15 protein-coding genes are annotated in these 13971 nt (G+C 68.9%); 6 read left to right on the top strand and 9 right to left on the bottom strand.

All coding sequences use genetic code 11. The annotated features are described in order from the left end of the window. The first annotated feature begins 1 nt into the window (after window position 1). Complete coding sequence (locus tag ABFG95_RS16370; protein WP_049070754.1) at window positions 2–718, top strand: GntR family transcriptional regulator; 717 nt, start codon at window positions 2–4, stop codon at window positions 716–718. Window positions 719–740: 22 nt separating this feature from the next. Here ABFG95_RS16370 and ABFG95_RS16365 read toward each other — a convergent pair whose 3' ends face one another. The 4 genes from ABFG95_RS16365 to ABFG95_RS16350 all read right to left on the bottom strand — a co-directional run bounded on the left by ABFG95_RS16365 (window position 741) and on the right by ABFG95_RS16350 (window position 2639). Then, window positions 741–1082: a 2Fe-2S iron-sulfur cluster-binding protein gene (locus tag ABFG95_RS16365; RefSeq protein ID WP_049070752.1), complete on the bottom strand. Its 342-nt coding sequence runs from the start codon at window positions 1080–1082 to the stop codon at window positions 741–743. 7 nt (window positions 1083–1089) lie between these two features. After that, window positions 1090–1428 carry a ferredoxin gene (locus ABFG95_RS16360; protein WP_081330393.1) on the bottom strand — a complete coding sequence of 113 codons (339 nt, stop codon included), beginning with the start codon at window positions 1426–1428 and terminating at the stop codon, window positions 1090–1092. A 69-nt stretch (window positions 1429–1497) separates the two neighbouring features. Further along, a complete protein-coding gene (locus ABFG95_RS16355) occupies window positions 1498–1836 on the bottom strand; it encodes a 2Fe-2S iron-sulfur cluster-binding protein (protein WP_049070750.1) in 339 nt (112 codons plus the stop codon). 71 nt (window positions 1837–1907) lie between these two features. Continuing rightward, window positions 1908–2639, bottom strand: a complete 732-nt coding sequence (locus ABFG95_RS16350; protein WP_006387284.1) for an iron-containing redox enzyme family protein — start codon at window positions 2637–2639, stop codon at window positions 1908–1910. Between the two features lie 222 nt (window positions 2640–2861). Here ABFG95_RS16350 and ABFG95_RS16345 point away from each other — a divergent pair, with 222 nt between their 5' ends. After that, window positions 2862–3071 carry a hypothetical protein gene (locus ABFG95_RS16345; protein WP_059269006.1) on the top strand — a complete coding sequence of 70 codons (210 nt, stop codon included), beginning with the start codon at window positions 2862–2864 and terminating at the stop codon, window positions 3069–3071. A 236-nt stretch (window positions 3072–3307) separates the two neighbouring features. Here the strand turns inward: ABFG95_RS16345 and ABFG95_RS16340 are convergent, their stop codons facing one another. Next, a complete protein-coding gene (locus ABFG95_RS16340; RefSeq protein ID WP_054419086.1) occupies window positions 3308–3739 on the bottom strand; it encodes a DUF2809 domain-containing protein in 432 nt (143 codons plus the stop codon). A gap of 142 nt (window positions 3740–3881) precedes the next feature. Between ABFG95_RS16340 and ABFG95_RS16335 the strand changes: the two genes are divergently transcribed. The 4 genes from ABFG95_RS16335 (at window position 3882) to ABFG95_RS16320 (ending at window position 9362) form a co-directional block, all read left to right on the top strand. After that, window positions 3882–5117, top strand: coding sequence for a molybdopterin-dependent oxidoreductase (locus ABFG95_RS16335; RefSeq protein WP_063584060.1), 1236 nt, complete (start codon window positions 3882–3884; stop codon window positions 5115–5117). Between the two features lie 10 nt (window positions 5118–5127). Further along, complete coding sequence (locus tag ABFG95_RS16330; protein ID WP_063584059.1) at window positions 5128–5454, top strand: hypothetical protein; 327 nt, start codon at window positions 5128–5130, stop codon at window positions 5452–5454. Window positions 5455–5581: 127 nt separating this feature from the next. After that, the gene (locus ABFG95_RS16325) at window positions 5582–7285 is read left to right on the top strand and encodes an MFS transporter (protein ID WP_059272885.1); all 1704 of its coding nucleotides are present in this window, start codon (window positions 5582–5584) and stop codon (window positions 7283–7285) included. Window positions 7286–7301: 16 nt separating this feature from the next. Next, window positions 7302–9362 (top strand): site-specific recombinase, encoded by a 2061-nt coding sequence (locus ABFG95_RS16320; protein WP_348994784.1) that lies wholly within the window; start codon window positions 7302–7304, stop codon window positions 9360–9362. Here ABFG95_RS16320 and ABFG95_RS16315 read toward each other — a convergent pair. From ABFG95_RS16315 to ABFG95_RS16300, 4 genes are all read right to left on the bottom strand, one after another. Continuing rightward, window positions 9352–10347, bottom strand: coding sequence for a spore coat U domain-containing protein (locus tag ABFG95_RS16315; RefSeq protein ID WP_348994783.1), 996 nt, complete (start codon window positions 10345–10347; stop codon window positions 9352–9354). The two genes, ABFG95_RS16320 and ABFG95_RS16315, sit on opposite strands and share 11 nt — an antisense overlap. After that, complete coding sequence (locus tag ABFG95_RS16310; RefSeq protein ID WP_348994782.1) at window positions 10344–12602, bottom strand: fimbria/pilus outer membrane usher protein; 2259 nt, start codon at window positions 12600–12602, stop codon at window positions 10344–10346. The genes ABFG95_RS16315 and ABFG95_RS16310 overlap by 4 nt, the downstream gene beginning before the upstream one ends. 137 nt (window positions 12603–12739) lie before the next feature. After that, window positions 12740–13465: a molecular chaperone gene (locus ABFG95_RS16305; RefSeq protein ID WP_197487194.1), complete on the bottom strand. Its 726-nt coding sequence runs from the start codon at window positions 13463–13465 to the stop codon at window positions 12740–12742. Then, window positions 13465–13884: a spore coat protein U domain-containing protein gene (locus ABFG95_RS16300; RefSeq protein ID WP_348996051.1), complete on the bottom strand. Its 420-nt coding sequence runs from the start codon at window positions 13882–13884 to the stop codon at window positions 13465–13467. The genes ABFG95_RS16305 and ABFG95_RS16300 overlap by 1 nt, the downstream gene beginning before the upstream one ends. Window positions 13885–13971 lie beyond the last annotated feature (87 nt).

The raw sequence follows: 13971 nt of genomic DNA, 5'->3' as shown, positions 1-13971 counted from the left end.
CATGACCACCACGCCCGTCAGCTCGCAAGCCGTAGACACGCAGCAATCTGCCCCGCTGAAGATCGGCGAGCAGCATCCGCAGTTGTTCGCGGTCATCCGCGACAAGCTGCGCGAGCGCATCCTCAGCGGCGAATTCACGCCCGGCGACCGCCTGGTCGAAGGGCGGCTGTCGGAGGAAATGGGCGTGTCGCGCATCCCGGTGCGCGAAGCGCTGCGGGCGCTGGCCGCCGAAGGGCTGGTCACCATCGAGCCGCGCCGCGGCGCCTCGGTGTCGGTGCTGTCGGACGCGGTGGCCTACGACATGGTGGAAGTGCGCGCCACGCTCGAAGGCCTGAACGCCAAGCTGGCGGCGCAGCGGCGCGACGACAAGACGGTCGAACGCCTGCAGGCGTTCCTGCGCGAAGGCACCGAAGCCGCGCGCAGCGAGCAGCTGGACAAGTTCCTGGCGCTGAATTCCCAATTCCACGAGATGCTGGCCACCATCGGCGGCAACGTGGTGCTGACCGACCTGATGCGCTCGCTGCGCGATCGCACCGCGCTGCTGTTCGCGCCCAGCAACATGCACCGCGCCAAGCAGAACTGGGACGAGCACTCGCAGATCCTGAATGCCGTCATCGCCGGCAACGGCGACCTGGCCGCGCTGTTGGCCAGCCAGCACGTGCACAACGCCGCCAAGGCCTACACCGACACGCGCCAGGCGCATTCCTCGGCCGCCTGAGCGCGGCCGCCCGGCCACGCGATCAGGACGCCGCCGGCGCCGGCTGGCTGGCGCCGTCCACCACCACGCCCTTGCCGTCTCGCACCACCCAAGACACCGCCACGTCGCCCAGCACGAAGGTCTGGCAGGCCATGCGGTAGCCGGCCTCGAAATCCTCGGGCCGCAGATGCTTGCGTTCCTTGGGCTTGATGGCGTCGGTGTGCTCCAGCCCCTGTTCAATACGGCACTTGCAGGTGCCGCACAGGCCGCCGCCGCACTTGAACGGAATGCCGCCCTGTTCCTTCAGCGACACCCGCAGCAGGTTGCTGTTCTCGGGCGCGCTGGCGACTTTGCCGCCATTCGATAGAAACGTGATCTTGACCATATGCTGCTCAATGCTCCGCGACGGGGCCGGGACGCCGCGTCAAGGTGGTTTGCATGCTGCCGAAACGGCTCAGGTGCGCCAGCTCGCGGCGCGCGGCCTCGAGCGAGACGAACGATTCCAGGAACTTGGACGGCACGCGGTTGACGATGTAGGGCGGGGTTTCCTCGGTGACGAGCAATCGCGCCGGCCCCCGCAAGCGGGCGATGCTGAACACGGCGCGCGTCCTGCCGTCGCAGGCGTAGTCGTAGGTTTCGACGATCTCGGCCTGCGCGTCCACCTCGGTGCGGTACACACCGGGCTTGGAGGTCAGGATCACGAACACGGCGTCATTCGCGTCGCGGGTCATGCGCGGTTCCTTTGCATCGGGGTTTGGGGGCCGGGACGCGGTGACGCCCCGTGGCACGCGGCGCGGGCGCTAGGGTTGCCCGACCGCTGCCGCGGGCTCGCGCGCTGGCGCCACCTCGGCGTCCTGCGCCAGCTCGATGTCGTGGCCCAGCCATAGCTGGCAGGCCAGCCGGTAGCCGGACTCGATGCGCTCGCCCAGCTGTTTCTTTTCCTTCCAGTTCACCGGCGGCAGGTGCTCGGCCCCCGCCAGCACGCGGCAGGCGCACTTGGCGCACTTGCCCATGCCGCACTCGTAGCGCAGGTGCGGGAACGGAAACTGCCGGATGCCGGCGCGCACCACCAGATTGGCGTTGTCCGGCACCTCGCCGGTGTAGGTCTGGCCGCCTTTGTGGAATGTGACGGTAGGCATGTATCGGTCATCCGATGGGCCGCCGCGGCCGCCCGCGCGACGTGCGCGCGCGACGCCGCCGGCGGCGGGTGTCAGGCCGCCAGGCCCAGCTCCGGCAGCGCGATTTCCTGCTGCACGTAGTCGGTGTAGAGCGCGGTGGTATACAGCAGCCGCATCTGCGCGCCGATCTCGCAGATCTTCAGGCAGCGCTGCTGCAGCTCGACCGTGTTGGCATGCTCCAGCACGATCTGGTAACCGCGTTCGCCATGGATTTCGTCGGACACGATGTGCAGGTCGAAGAATTCGACCTCTTCGTCGGTGAAGCCGTACTTCTCGCGCAGCGTCGGGGTCTGCTTGCGGTAGATCGACGGCACCTGCGATTCCAGGCCCACCACCAGGCCGGCCACGGCCACGATGGGGTCTTCGCGCATGGCCACGGCGTAGCACCAGCTTTGCAGCGCCCGGGTGGTGGGCGACATGTTGTCGGGGTTGGTGACCCGCTCGCGGGTGGTGCCGCAGGCCTCGGCAAAGCGGATCAGCAGGTCGGTATGGCGGTCGCCGCCGATTTCCTCTTCGTACATGTTGGCCAGCAGGAAGTCCTTGGCCTCGGTATAGGTGTCGGGCGTGCGGGCGTACAGATAGCCCAGGTAGTCGGCGAACGGGCCGACGTAGTGGTAGTGGTTTTCGGCCCAGCGCGACAGGTGCTCACGGCTGAGCTTGCCTTCGGCCCAGGCAATGGAAAAGGGCGAGGCGTTGGCGCTCTTGCCCTTGATCGCGTTTTCCAACGCGGTGCGGAATTCATCTCGGTTCATCAGTTCTGCCATGACGCGCTCCAGGTCTATGGGGGAGGGGCCGGCCGAAAACCTCGACCGATGCAGAACATTGTATACCGTCTACCGTTTTGTTCGACTAGGGTATTCCCGTTGCCGCGCACACCAAGGGGGACGGTCCCCATCATTTCAATGACTTGGCGCAACCTGCGCGGGTTGGACGTCAGGGTTTACCCTGGTACAATGAATACACTTTCAATGCAATCCGGAAATACCATGAAGACCCGCCACCCCCTGGGAGACGCCCCGATCGGCCAGCAGCTGCTAGCGCATTACGCCGCCCGCGATGCCGTTCGCCATGCCACGCCCCTGTTCCCGTCGTCCTGGGCCGAATGTCTGGCCCCCTTCCGCAACGCACGGTTGCGCCCGCAGGCAAAAGCCGCCCCGCAGCGCGGCGAGAGCGCAGCGGTCGGCCAGGCCGGCTAAGCCCGCCCGGCGTCGCGTCCGGGCGCTCCCCCTGCCACGCCCGCCTGGGCGCGCCGCCGGCCTCGGGACCGCTCGCAGTGGTTGCCAGGAGGCCGCGCGATGTCAGACGTCCCTGCCCTGGCCCGTGCCTGGCCGCGTGGCCGTGGCCTGGCCGCTTGTTGAAGGTTGCCGCAAGCCAGGCGCCACACAATCCGACCCCGCCCCCGACCCGGCACGCCCCCGGCCATATTCCTCGCTCAAGGCTTGGCCGCGCCCCCGGCGGCCCGAGCGCCGCTGCCGCGCGTGCGATCCGGACCGCGCATCCGGCGCGCGCCGGCCAGCAGCAGCACCAGCAGGAACCCCAGCGTGTAGGCCAGCATGTCCCACCAGTCTGGCACGCTGCCCAGGATCACGCGCAGCACCGGCTGCTCCAGGCGCCAGCCGTAGTGGCGCGCCAGGTACTGGCCCAGTTCGACCGCGTAGCCGGTCAACAACGCCGCCAGCGCCAGCGGCAGCACGCCGGCGCGGATGAAGCTGCGATACACCAGATAGGCCCAGCCCACCGCCACCACGTCGCCCACGAAGCCGCGCAGCAGCGGATAGGGCTTGCCCAGGGTGGCGATCAGCGCTTCCACGGCGGTCACGGCCAGCAGCGCGGCGAAGGCCGATCGGTTGAAAGTCAGTTTCATGAAGGGGTCGTGCGCACCAGGCGCGGAAAACACGGTTATTGGAACGGCCGATGCAACTGTTAACGCATTTGTCAGGCCGGCGGGCGTAGCCTGATTCGACCGCGCCGCAGGCGAGGGTACTAGAAAACAAGAGGAGACAAGCATGAGCGCATTCGATCCGGATGGGCGCCGACGCTTCCTGCGCCAGGCCTGTACGCTGGGCGCGACCGGCACGCTGGCCGGCCATGCCCTGACCAGCCTGGCCGCCCCGGCCACCGTCACCCTGCCTTTCGCCAATGGCGAGCGCGACCTGGTCGCCTATCCGCAGAAACGCCCCCTGATCCGCCAGACCTCGCGGCCGCCGCAACTGGAAACCCCGTTCGCGGTCTTCAACGAAGACCTGATCACGCCCAACGACGCCTTCTTCGTGCGTTATCACCTGGGCAACATCCCCACCGCCATCGACCCCGCCGCCTACCGGTTGCGCGTGGGCGGACGGGTGGGCAAGCCGCTGGAATTGTCGCTGACCGACCTGAAACAGCAATTCGGCGCGCCGGTCGAATTGGTGGCGGTGACCCAGTGCTCCGGCAACAGCCGCGGCTTCTTCGAACCGCGCGTGGGCGGCGGCCAGCTGGGCAACGGCGCCATGGGCAACGCCCGCTGGCTCGGCATTCCGCTCAAGCGCGTGCTGGAAAAGGCCGGCATCCAGGCCGGCGCGCGCCAGGTGACGTTCGAGGGCCTGGACCGGCCGGTGCTGCAAGGCACGCCCGAATTCGTCAAGGCGCTGGACGCGGCCCACGCGCTCGACGGCGAGGTCATGCTGGCGTACGCCATGAACGGCGCCGACCTGCCCCTGCTCAACGGCTACCCGGTGCGCCTGGTGGTGCCGGGCTATTACGGCACCTACTGGGTCAAGCACCTGGCCGACATCAAGGTGCTGGACAAGGAATTCGACGGCTTCTGGATGCAGAAGGCCTACCGCATCCCCGACAACGACTGCGCCTGTACGCCGGCAGGCAAGGCGCCGGAAAAGACGCGTCCTATCGGCCGCTACAACGTGCGCAGCTTCATCACCAGCCTGGCCGACGGCGCCCGCGTCGCCAAGGGCGCGCGGGTGCGGGTGCGCGGCATCGCCTTCGACGGCGGCCGCGGCATCCGCGACGTGCAGTTCTCGGCCGACGGCGGCAAGACCTGGCGCGCCGCCACGCTGGGCCGCGACCTGGGCCGCTATTCGTTCCGTGAATGGCACGCCGAGTTCACCCCGGCGCAGGCCGGCGCGTATCAGCTGCAGGCGCGCGCCACCAACATGGCCGGCGACACCCAGCCCCTGGAACCGCTGTGGAACCCGGCTGGCTACATGCGCAACGTGGTCGAAACCGTGCGCGTCGACGCCGCCTGAGGAGACCGCCATGATCCGACTCGCCCGCCTCGCCCTGGCCCTGGCCGCCGCTGGCGCCTGCGTCCCCGCGCTGGCCCTGGACATCCAGTTGCCACCGGAAACCGCCACCCTGCGCCCCGGCGCCAGTCCAGGCGCCCAGGGCGCCACGCTGTGCCTGATGTGCCACTCGGTCGACTACATTTCGTCGCAGCCGCCCATGCCGCCGGGCTTCTGGGACGCCGAGGTCAAGAAGATGATCGGCACCTACGGCGCGCCGATCCCGGCCGAGCAGGTGCCGCTGATCGTCGAGTACCTGAACCAGGCCTATCCGCCGCCCGCGCCGCGCGCCAAGCCCTGACCCCAGCCGCGCGCCCCATCGGGCGCGCGGCGTCGCCGCATCGCCTCGCCTTCATCCTGACGCCGCGCAATAGGCGTACCATTGGACGGCCCCCGCCCGTCCTGTCCGGGTGATCACAGAGGCCTCCATGCTCCAGCCCGTCTCGGCCAACAACGATCTTCCCCCCACCTCGCCGGGCACCCCCGCCGCGCCGCCCCAGCCCGTGCTGCGGGTCAGCACGCTATCGCCCTTCGCCTTCCCCGCGTTCCGCATCATCTGGATCGCCAACCTGTTCGCCAATCTCGGCACCTGGGCGCAGTCGGTGGCGGCGGCCTGGGTCATCACCACCGAGCAGAGCAGCCCGCTGATGGTCGCCATGATCCAGGTGGCCGCGGCCTTTCCGCTGGTGGCGCTGTCGATCCTGACCGGCGTGCTGGCGGACAACTACGACCGCCGCAAGGTCATGCTGGTCGGCATGCTGCTGGAGCTGGCCGGCGGCATCTTCATCACGATCCTGGCCTATATCGGCCTGCTGCATCCCATCACGCTGATCATTTCGGTGTTCTGCATCGCCATCGGCAGCGCCATCGTCACGCCCGCCTGGCAGGCCGCGGTGGGCGAACAGGTGCCGCGCGAGCATATCGGCAGCGCGGTGCTGCTCAACAGCGTCAACTACAACGTGGCGCGCGCGGTCGGACCGGCCATCGGCGGCCTGCTGCTGGGCGCCGCCGGCGCGCCCACCGTGTTCCTGCTGAACTGCGTCTGCTACGGCAGCCTGATCTGGGCCATCTGGCGCTGGCGCCGCGACGTGCCGGCGCGGCGGCTGCCGCCGGAACGGCTGTTCGAAGGCGTGGTGGCGGCCCTGCGCTATACCCAGCATTCCACGGTGACGCGGGTGGTGATGCTGCGCGCCTTCGCCTTCGGCCTGTCGGCCAGCGCGCTATGGGCGCTGCTGCCGCTGCTGGCCTACGCCCATGAACAGGGCGACGCGCTGCTGTATGGCTACATGCTGGGCGCGCTGGGCGTGGGCGCCATCCTGGGCAGTGCGGTGGTGCGGCGGCTGCAGGCGGCCTGGGGCGCCAGCGGCCTGGTGAGCGTGGCGGCGGGGCTGCTGGCCGCCTGCCTGCTGGGTCTGGGGCTGACCAGCACGCTGTGGCTGGCGTTTCCGGCCCTGCTTGTGTCCGGCGCCTGCTGGATCGGCGTGCTGGCCACCTACAACACCACGGTGCAGATGCTGGTACCCGACTGGGTCAAGGCGCGTTCGCTGGCGCTGTACCAGACGGCGATCTTCGGCGGCCTGGCGGCCGGCTCGTTCATGTGGGGCCACTTCGCGGGCACCATGGGCGTATCCGGGGCGTTGTCGGCCGCCGGCGTGATGCTGGCCATCACCGTCGCGCTGCTGTACCGCTCGCGCCTGCCAGAACAGGTCAACACGCAGTCGCTGGCGCGCGCCGACACCACCGAACCGGCGTTGTCGGCGGCCGGCTTCAACACCCAGCACGGCGCGGTGCTGGTGGCGGTGGAATACCTGATCCCCAGGGAAAAGCTGTCCGCCCTGATTGATGCGGCGCGGCCGCTGCGCCTGCTGCGGCTGCGCAATGGCGCGCAGCAATGGCAGCTGTTCCGCGACCTGGAACGCGAGGGCGTGTGGCGCGAGGTGTTCCTGGTGGAAAGCTGGATGCAGTACCTGCGCATGATCGACCGCATGACCCTGGCCGACAAAATGGTGCTGGACGGGCTGCTGGCGCTGCATGACGGCGACAAGCCGCCGGTGGTGTCGCGCAATGTCAGCTACCTGGCCATGAACGAGGCGCAGGGTTTCTCGCTGCGCCGCGAACCCGAATCGCTCTGACCCGCGAGGTGCGATCATGCTGACTTCCCTCTGGCGTAAATGGCGCGCATCGCGGCATGGCGGGCCGCAGCTCGATACGATCCTGGCCGGCGCCGATCCGCAGGCGCCGCTGGCGCAGCGCAACCTGTGGATGGTCGACCTGTGCCGCTGGATCGACCGCCCCGGGCGCGACCCCGCCGAAGACGGCCGCCATCCGCAACATGCGCGGCTGCGCTACGTGCTGCAGGTGCTGGAAAACAATCCGGCGCTGGCGGCGCCGGTGGCCGCCACCCTGCGCTCGCTGGTCCGCGACAACGATCCCACGTCGCTGCTATGCGATACGGGCGTGGCATCGCACCCCGGCTTCTGGGGCGAGTTCTGGGAGCGGGCCCAGGCGCGGCTGCTGCCGCCGCCGCCGAACCGCAGCGACATGTTCGGGCTGTTCTCGCTGATTTTCCGCAACGACCACGACGCCAGCTGGATCGAGGCCCTGGACGACGACACCCGCGCCCGCATGCGGCGCCTGCTGCGCCACGGCGACAGCATTGAGCGCGCCGACCCGGACGCCCCGGAACCGCCGCCGCGGCATCTGGTGGAGGCGCTCACCAGCAGCATCCAGGTGTTGGCCAGCCAGGTGCGCGCCACCGGCCTGAGCCAGGACATCCGCTCGCGCCTGCCGGGCCGGGTGCGCGAAAGCCCGTTCTTCGCGCTGGCGGCGGCCGCCGCCGAGCTCTGCGACAGCCCGCCCGACACGCCGCGCGAGGTCTTCGCGCGCCGCCTCAACGTGTTCCGCGCGCTGCTCGACAGTTGCCGCGCCGCCTCGCAGCACGTCTACGCCGAACTGGAACAGAACGGCGTGTCGGTCGAAGTGGTGTTCCAGATCGAGCGCATGAAGCTGCGGCTGGCGCGCATCGAACTGCTGCTGGGCGTGTGGGTGGACCCGACCCAGCGTCACAAGTACGTGCACCTGATTGCCGAGCTGATCCGCTCGACCCAGGCGCGCAGCAGCATCCGTCACCTGGCGGCTTCGTCGTTCGCGCAGCTGGCGCGGCGCGTGATGGAACGCACCGCCGAGACCGGTGAACACTACATCGCGCGCGATCCGGCCGAGTATCTCTCGATGCTCAAGGCCTCGGCCGGCGGCGGACTGGTGATGGTGCTGACCGTCTACCTGAAATTCTTCATCGTCTCGCTGCATCTGGACAAGTTCATCGAAGGGCTGCTGGCCTCGCTGAACTACGCCGGCGGTTTCCTGGCGATCCACTTCGCCCACTTCACCCTGGCCACCAAGCAGCCGGCGATGACCGGCCCGGCCCTGGCGCACCGGCTGGACGAGGCCAATACCCCTGAGGGCCGCGAAGCCTTCCTGGACGACACGCTGTCCATGATCCGCTCGAACGCGGCGGCCATCCTGGGCAACCTGGCGGTGGTGTTCCCCCTGGCCTGGGCGGTGCAATGGGTGGCGCAGCACTGGCTGCAGCGGCCCCTGATCGACGCGCAGAAGGCGCAGGCGACGCTGGATTCGTTTTCCGCCTGGGGGCCGACGCCGATCTACGCCGCCGCCACCGGCGTGCTGCTGTGGCTGTCGAGCCTGATCGCGGGCTGGGCCGACAACTGGTTCGCGCTGCACCGCGTGCACGACGTCATGGCCTACGACCGGCGCCTGCGCCACCTGGTGGGCGCGCGCAGCGCGGCGCGCTGGGCCGGCTTCTGGCAGCGCAATATCTCCGGCATCGCCGGCAACGTCTCGCTGGGCCTGATGCTGGGCCTGGGACCGGCCATCGTCAGTTTCTTCGGCCCGCCCGTCGAGGTCCGCCACGTCACCTTGAGCGCCGGCCAGATCGGCTCGGCCATCGGCGCGCTGGGCTGGGAGGTGGTGCATACGCACGCGTTCTGGATGGCCGTGGCGGGCACCGCCCTGACCGGCATCCTCAACGTGGGCGTGAGCTTCGCGCTGGCCTTCAACGTGGCGCTGCGTTCGCGCAATCTGCGCCGCGGCGACCGCAAGGCGCTGGCGCTGGGCGTGCGCCGCCGCATCTGGCAACGGCCGGCCACGCTGTTCTGGCCGGTCAAGCCGCGCGCGGACCTCAAAACGTGATCGTGACCAGGACGGTGTCGCTGTAGTTGCCGGGGCGAGGCGTGGCCTGCGCGGGCACCCGGCCATAGACCGTGAACGCCTGGTTGGCGCCAGTGCCCGTGCCATTGAACGTCGTGCCGCCGGTCACCCCGTCGCCCCAGACGGTCGCGTAGTTGGCATCCTGGTACAGCTGGTAGCCGACCGTGTCGGCGGCGGTCGCGTGCTTCATCTTGCGCGCCATCACGTTGTTGGCCACCGTGCCGCCGTTGATCGCCACCGCGAAGGCATTGTTGTTGGTGCAACGCACGGTGATCTGTCCGCTGCCGGTCACCGCCTGGTTCAGCAGACCCTGCGGTGGAAACGTCAGATTGCTGGCGGTATTGACGCTGCAGTTCTTCTGCACCGTGGCCTGCACGGTCAGCGGCACGAACAAGGTCTGGCTGGGCGCCGCGATGGGGCAGTTCACCAGCAGGGTCGACAGCAACCCCCAGGCGATGTCGACACGGACAGTGTTGCTGTAGGTCTCGCTGTACAGGGTGTTGGCATTGCCGATGGTCGAAACGGTGGTCTGTCCGCCCGGCAGCTTCGCGTAGTAGGAGAACGAGGTCGACGCCGGACCGGTCGTCAATACCGGACCGGCCAGCAGGACGGAGGTCGGAGCGGAGGTGGTCGCGCTGCTCCAGACCTGGCTATGGCCGCTGTCGGTGTACAGGTTGTAATTCATGCGATAGCTGCCCGCGCCCAGCGCGCGCGCGGCCGTCGAGGGACTGGTGGTGCCCACGCCCGCCGAAAAGCACAGCCGCGCGCCGAACGCCAGCGCCGTGAAATTGCACGTCACCGCCACGCTGTTGCTGTCGGCGAAGGTATCGGCGGAGAGCAGCGGATTGACGGCGCCGAAGTTGACCGTGCCGGTGGTCGCGGCGCCCAGCGAACACGAGGTGGCCCTGGCATCCGCGGCTGCGCCCGCGCCCAGCAGCAGCGACAGGATCAACAGAATCGACTTCATTGGCCCGGTTCCTTGAACGGCTGGCAGATGAATGGCCCGAGCGTGGGCAGCGGCCGCGCCGGGTCGTGCCGGTACGGGAAATCCACCGCGCACGACACCCCGCCGCCCTGGACGCGCAGGTGGTTGTCGGCCTGCAGATCCTCCACGAAAGCGATGCCGTCGTAGCCCACCACCGACTGCTTGCCGCTTTCGACGTGCGCCACGCGCGCGCCCACGGGCAGGACGCCGCCGTCCGGCAGGTGCAGGATGACCGACGCCGCCGCATAGCGCTGCAGTTCGAACTTGACCAGCACGCCGGAACCCGCCTGCGGCACCACCACGGCCTTGGTCGTCTCCAGCTTCATGTCCACCGGCAGCTCGTCCGGATCGATCGACAGGCGGTTGGCCTGGTAGGAATTCAGGTCCGGCACCAACAGATGGCCGGCGCTGTTGGTCCGGCCCAGCTTGCGGTTCTCGTGCAGCACCGCCACATCCGGCGTGCCGTCGGTGCTGACCAGCGCGAAGCCGTCGTTGATGCGGCGCGATGGCGTCAAGGCGCCGTCCATCAACACCAGCGCGCCGACCGCCTGCACCGCGGCCTGGCTGCGTCCGCCGTAGTCCTGGCCGAGCGCGGTCAGCTGGCCATAGCGGCCCAGGAACTGCACCTTGCCCTGGTTGTACTGCATGGCGCCGCTGCGCCCGTTCTCGACGCCCCAGCCCCAGCCGCCGCCGTAGTCCACATTGCGCTGCGCGCCGACGCTGTAGATGCCCTGCTCACCCTGCCGGCCGACCGAGGCATTCACCTGGGTGTTGTCGCCCAGCAGGATGGAAAAGCCCAGATAGACACCGTGCGAATTGGCCTGCGCGAAATCGTTGTACGCGCTGACGTTCATGGACACCCGGCTGTGCAGGTTGGCGGTGTACGAGGCCGACCCGATACGGGCGGCCGGCACCTGCGGCATGCGAAAGCCGATGTAGCTCAGCGCGACGCTCTGCGACTGGGTCAGCGGCAGCGAGAAGGTGACCCGGTCGGTCTGCCGCGGCACTGGCACATCCTCGCGCGAACCCAGGTCGCCGTAGTCCCCCAGGGCGCGCACCGTCTGCAATTCCACGCTGAAGGCCGGCTCCACGTATTGGTAGCCCAGGCTGACCTGGCCGCCGTTGTCGTGGCCAGCGCTGCCGGACAGCGCGCCGTTGATGACGCCGGCCTGCCCCAGCCTGACGAACGCGCCGGCGCCGACGTTGTAGACGCCGGCGCTCATCTCCGTATGCCCTTCCAGCGTCAGCGCGTCGTCCAGGCCGTAGCGCCCCGACGCGGTGAGGGCCGGGCGCTTGTCGTAGTCGAACGAGCGCACGCTGAACTGGCGCCGCGCCACGCCCGCTTCGATGGAGTAACTGGACAGGCCGGCCGCCAGCATGCGCGTATCAATGTAGAGCGGCACCGAGGTGCTGACGCTGCGTCCCAACGCATCGCGCGTGACGAGCGTGGCCTGGCCCGAGCCGGTGATGCCCGGAATCTGGTTGACCACGAACGGGCCGGCCGGCACGTTGCCCGAATACTGCTGCACGCCGTTGACGTACAGCGACACGGAGGAGGGCACCACCGAAGAGGCGCTCAGCGACGACACGGGAAACGTCACCAGGTCGGGGCGCAGCGCGAAGTTGCGCCCCCACTGGATGCCGGCCACGCGCACCGAGCGCGACCAGTTCAGCGACGAGGTGATGGTGTCGCCGATCCGCAGGGTGCGCAGGCTGTCCTGGTCGGAATGGGTCCAGTAGGTGTCGTAGCGGATGTAGCGGTCGGCGCGCCCCCCCAGGTAGGCGGTGCCGGTGTTGTTCAAGGTGCCATGTGGATCGAAATAGCGCTGCTCCGTGTACATCGACACCTTGCTGTAGGCATCAGTCTGCGCATAGGCCTCGTAGTTCAGGATCAGCCCGCGGCCCGAGGTCGCGCGCGGTGTCCGCGGCAAGCCGCGGGTGTCCACCTCGAACGGCCGGCGCAGCGCGTCCGGCACCACCAGGTTCACCGTCTGCATGGCGGCGTTGTAGGTATAGCGCAGGCCGGCGATGTCATCGAGCGGGACCTGGCTGTCGCGCGGCGCGCCCAGCTTGCTTACATCCACGCCGACCGAACCCAGCGCGCCGGGACTGGCGGACAGCCGGCCCTGCGCGTCGCGAAAGCGCAGCAGTTGCGTGGTGTTGACGCCGTTGATACTCACCTCCAAATAGACATCGCGCTCGGCGATATTGCCGAACGACACCAGTTGGATGGGCAAATCCGCCGCCACCGCCGTCGCGCCGGACAGTGTGAGCGCGAGGCGGCAGGCGCAGCGCCCGCAAGCACGGATCGCGCGTACTGCCATGGGCTGCCTTCTCTTACCCCGCGCGCGCAGGCGGCGCGGGACGCAATCAGTCAGTCGACTCGCGGCGTGATGGTGACGGGGCTGCCGTTCACCAGGGCCCGGATCCTGATCTGGCCGGCCGCGTCGTGTTTGGCGGGAAAGCGCCACTGCCGCTCGCGGCGGGCCAGGGCGTATCCCAGCAGGCCGTCCACTTTCGCCAGCGGCGCGTCGGCGCCGGACAGCAATTGCAGCGACGCCACCTGCGCATAGCGGGTACCGCTGTTGTCCAGCCGCAGGACCCATTCCCTGCCCTGCCGCGACAGGTGCCAGGCCAAGGCCGGCGCGGGCTCCGGCGTGGCGCCGGCCACGAACACCGGCACGGAATAGCGCATGCGCAGCACCACGCCATTGACCAGCGGCGTGGAGGGATCGGGAATCTCGTCGATCACCAGCCGGTAGCTTTGCTCGACCGGCGCCAGGTCCTTGCCGAGCCGCACCAGCCGCACCAGCTGTTCGCCATTGGGCGGCACCTGGATGATCGGCGGACTGGCCTGGATCTCCTGAGTGGGCGTCAGCACATCGTCGCCCTGCGCCTGATCCCAGGCATAGACGCGCACCTGGCCGTAGATCGGCGTCGTGCCCGGGTTGCGCAACAGGATGCCGGTGGCGCCCTGTTGCGGCGCCAGGTCCACCAGCACGGGGGAAATCTGCAGGGTGGCGGCCTGGACGGACTGGGCCGCCAGGCTGATCGCCACCGTCAATATCGCGCCGGCCAGCCTGCGGAGCGCGCGGGCCACTAGAAGTACACCGTGGCGGTGACGGTGGACGAATAGGTATCCGGCGCGGGCGTGGTCTGCGCAGGCACGGTGCCATTCACCGTCAACGCCTGCGCCGAACCGTTGCCGGTGCCGCCGACCCGATCCGCGGTGCCCGTGTCGCCCCAGACCACGGTCTGGTTGGGCGCGGGCTGGTACAGCTGATAAGACACGACGGACGTCGTGTTACCCGTGGTGGTGCCCTGCATATAGCGAGTGGCGAAGGTGGAGCCGGTGCCGGTGCCGGCGCTCAGGCCCACGGTATACGGCGTGGTGTTGGTGCAGGTGACATTGACCGTGGTGGTGTTGGTCAGCGCCGTGCTTAGCACCCCATGACTGCCAAAATTCAGATTATTCGCGCCGATGGTGCAGTTCGCGGTAATGGTCAGCGTCACGGTCATGTTGGCCGTGGTCTGGGCCTGCGCGGCCCCCGGCAACGCCCCGGCCAGCGCCAGTGTCAAAGTCAGAGTCGTCGCGCACAAGGACAA

This window comes from Achromobacter sp. HNDS-1, from assembly GCF_040084795.1.
In the GTDB taxonomy this organism is placed as follows: Bacteria; Pseudomonadota; Gammaproteobacteria; order Burkholderiales; family Burkholderiaceae_B; genus Achromobacter; species Achromobacter ruhlandii.
The sequence above is the reverse complement of the archived record's forward strand: the minus strand, read 5'-3'. Positions and strand labels throughout refer to the sequence as shown.

What these genes read in the sequence shown, in the direction of transcription:
- ABFG95_RS16370 (WP_049070754.1), top strand. Translation starts at nt 2, where the DNA reads ATGACCACCACGCCCGTCAGCTCGCAAGCCGTAGACACGCAGCAATCT.
- ABFG95_RS16365 (WP_049070752.1), bottom strand. Translation starts at nt 1,082, where the DNA reads ATGGTCAAGATCACGTTTCTATCGAATGGCGGCAAAGTCGCCAGCGCG.
- ABFG95_RS16360 (WP_081330393.1), bottom strand. Translation starts at nt 1,428, where the DNA reads ATGACCCGCGACGCGAATGACGCCGTGTTCGTGATCCTGACCTCCAAG.
- ABFG95_RS16355 (WP_049070750.1), bottom strand. Translation starts at nt 1,836, where the DNA reads ATGCCTACCGTCACATTCCACAAAGGCGGCCAGACCTACACCGGCGAG.
- ABFG95_RS16350 (WP_006387284.1), bottom strand. Translation starts at nt 2,639, where the DNA reads ATGGCAGAACTGATGAACCGAGATGAATTCCGCACCGCGTTGGAAAAC.
- ABFG95_RS16345 (WP_059269006.1), top strand. Translation starts at nt 2,862, where the DNA reads ATGAAGACCCGCCACCCCCTGGGAGACGCCCCGATCGGCCAGCAGCTG.
- ABFG95_RS16340 (WP_054419086.1), bottom strand. Translation starts at nt 3,739, where the DNA reads ATGAAACTGACTTTCAACCGATCGGCCTTCGCCGCGCTGCTGGCCGTG.
- ABFG95_RS16335 (WP_063584060.1), top strand. Translation starts at nt 3,882, where the DNA reads ATGAGCGCATTCGATCCGGATGGGCGCCGACGCTTCCTGCGCCAGGCC.
- ABFG95_RS16330 (WP_063584059.1), top strand. Translation starts at nt 5,128, where the DNA reads ATGATCCGACTCGCCCGCCTCGCCCTGGCCCTGGCCGCCGCTGGCGCC.
- ABFG95_RS16325 (WP_059272885.1), top strand. Translation starts at nt 5,582, where the DNA reads ATGCTCCAGCCCGTCTCGGCCAACAACGATCTTCCCCCCACCTCGCCG.
- ABFG95_RS16320 (WP_348994784.1), top strand. Translation starts at nt 7,302, where the DNA reads ATGCTGACTTCCCTCTGGCGTAAATGGCGCGCATCGCGGCATGGCGGG.
- ABFG95_RS16315 (WP_348994783.1), bottom strand. Translation starts at nt 10,347, where the DNA reads ATGAAGTCGATTCTGTTGATCCTGTCGCTGCTGCTGGGCGCGGGCGCA.
- ABFG95_RS16300 (WP_348996051.1), bottom strand. Translation starts at nt 13,884, where the DNA reads ATGACCGTGACGCTGACCATTACCGCGAACTGCACCATCGGCGCGAAT.